The sequence below is a fragment of the Acidiplasma aeolicum genome (assembly GCF_001402945.1).
Lineage (GTDB): Archaea > Thermoplasmatota > Thermoplasmata > Thermoplasmatales > Thermoplasmataceae > Acidiplasma > Acidiplasma aeolicum.
The window spans coordinates 1-2,374 of sequence record NZ_LKBG01000083.1 but is presented as its reverse complement, the minus strand read 5'-3'; the positions used below and the strand labels follow the sequence as shown (position 1 = coordinate 2,374).

The window sequence follows — 2,374 nt, the reverse complement described above, 5'->3', positions numbered from 1 at the left end:
CGACCGCTGTTATATTATTCTCATATCTTTATGATTTTATGTGGGTGCCATTTGTCGGTATTATTTTATGGTTTTTTGATTTTTATTTTAAATTCCATTTTCCATAAATAATGTTGATTATTTTAACCTATGAATTAATTATGGGAGTTTTAATTTCATTTTATGGTGCCTTCCAGCACAGTTGTAAACTTTTAAAAATTTATACACTTTTGTTGCAGATTCCCCTAACCTTCTTTGTTACCATTCCAGTATTTTATTATTTAATAACCAGGAAAAAATTGGGTGAAACAGATTATACAATTAAAAAGGTTTGATCTTTATAATTTAATTTATAATTTTAAATTTCATCAAGAAGCTTTATGCCTATAAGCTTTGAGGCATCCTCCATAATGTTTTTGTACACCATTATAAGCAGAATTCTTTTTGACTCTTCAGGGGTGTTTATAACAGGACAGTTTAAGTAAAATTCATTAAATGCCTTTGATAAATTCAAAAGATAATTGGCGATTATATCGGGCCTTAAGAATTCGACAGCGCTTTTTAATGAATATGGATATGAATACATTACCCTGATTAAATCCTTCTCATATTTATTATAATCGTTACCCAGCTCTCCCCCTGATTTTGATGATTTTCTAAGAACACTGCACGCCCTTGCATATGAATACATTATATAAGGTGCTGAATCCCCCTCAAAATTTAATGCCTCAGACCATTTAAATACTATTGGCTTGTTGGCATTTACACGTACAATATTAAATCTTATTGATGATGCGGCTATGGCCTCACTCACATTTTTTATTAAATTTTCATCATAATCCGGCCTCTTTTCCTTTATAATTTTTACAGATTCCTCAATGGTTTTTTCATAAAGATCGTCAAGTGTGACTATTCTCCCCTTTCTTGTTGACATCTTCCCATTTTCAAGTGATACGAATCCATAAAAAACAAAGTCTATTTTAGACTGAAAATCAAAAAATGTTTTTAAAACATATTCAAGATTTTTTGCATGATCCTTGTGGTCCTCGCCAAGAACATCAACAAGCCAGTCAAAATTTTCCTGCTTAAATAGATGATAAACAATATCGCGGGAAAAATATAATGATGTACCGTCAGCCCTTGTAAGGAATATTTTTTTATCACCAATCTCAATGTATTTTGCACTCCCCTCACTTTTTAGATTTTCAGATATTGATTCAAGCATTTTATTAACGTCACCGTATAATATAAAGTTTGATTCCCATACATATGTTGATATTTCAATACCTATCTTTTTAAGTGATGATTTTACAGAATCCAGAACAATTGATGCGACGTGCTGTATATTATCTATTAATTCCTTATCCCCCTTTTCGTATCTTTCCGCAAGTGCCTCTATTTCATTTTCTATAGATTTATTGGTCTCCATTTCGCGGTAAATTCTCTGGTATCCATCAAGAAGGTTCTGCAGATCCGGTTTCTCATTTTTATGATACTTTACATGCCCAAGATAAAGAGATATTACCTGCTTTCCAGAATCGTTAACAAAATACTGTGTGCATGACCTGTAGCCGTACCTCTCAAGAATTTTATATATGGAGTCACCAATAATTGAGTTTCTAATCCTACCGACATGTATTGGACCGGTTGGATTGGCACTTGTATGCTCTATTAAAACCTTGGACGTATCCTGAAATGTATTTGGAAAATATCCAAAGTCTTTAATGGAATTATATATTATACCAAGCATATTTTCAGGCCTTATAAAAAAATTTATGTAATTCCCCTGTAAATCTATTCTTTCGATAAAATCCTCAGAAAGATTTTCCTTTATTTTTTTTAATATAATTTTCGGGTCTTCCTTTAATTTGAATATTTTAAGTGTAAAATCACCATAATCCCTGCCAAGTTCAACATCGTTCTGTGATATATCTGGATATAATTCCCTTAACCTTTTTAGTATTATTTCCTTATAATCATCAAATATTAGCATGAGCACATAATATAATGAACGTAATTATATTTTTTTATAAAAAATAATTTAATTTTTTATCATTTAATCATTCTTTAGATTTTTCAGAAGATTTTCTGATACCTTTTTAAAAAACTCCATTAATTTTTCATTTTTTGATACTGCGGGAATTCCTGCATCGGAATCCTCAACTATTTCGGGCATCAATGGTATATTTCCAAGATATGGGATATTATATTCCTGTGCTATTTTTTCAGCCCCACCCTTCTTAAATATGTCAGTTTCGTAACCACAGTGTGGGCATATAAATCCACTCATATTTTCAACTATTCCAAGTATTGGTATGTTAACCTTCCTTGCGAAATTTATGGCCTTTTTTGCATCCAGTAACGCAACATCCTGTGGTGTAATCACTATTATTAT

General features: G+C 31.2%; 2 protein-coding genes. Both read right to left on the bottom strand.

Going from position 1 to position 2,374, the window contains the following annotated elements; all coding sequences use genetic code 11:
- Positions 1 to 337 precede the first annotated feature (337 nt).
- Positions 338 to 1,972: an arginine--tRNA ligase gene (argS, locus tag AOG54_RS02610; RefSeq protein ID WP_048101865.1), complete on the bottom strand. Its 1,635-nt coding sequence runs from the start codon at positions 1,970 to 1,972 to the stop codon at positions 338 to 340.
- Between the two features lie 63 nt (positions 1,973 to 2,035).
- On the bottom strand, positions 2,036 to 2,374 hold a 339-nt coding region (locus AOG54_RS02605), incomplete at its 5' end, for a P-loop NTPase (RefSeq protein ID WP_156324171.1).

Excerpts from the sequence above, each read along its gene's own strand:
- argS (WP_048101865.1), bottom strand. The coding sequence starts at position 1,972 with ATGCTAATATTTGATGATTATAAGGAAATAATACTAAAAAGGTTAAGG.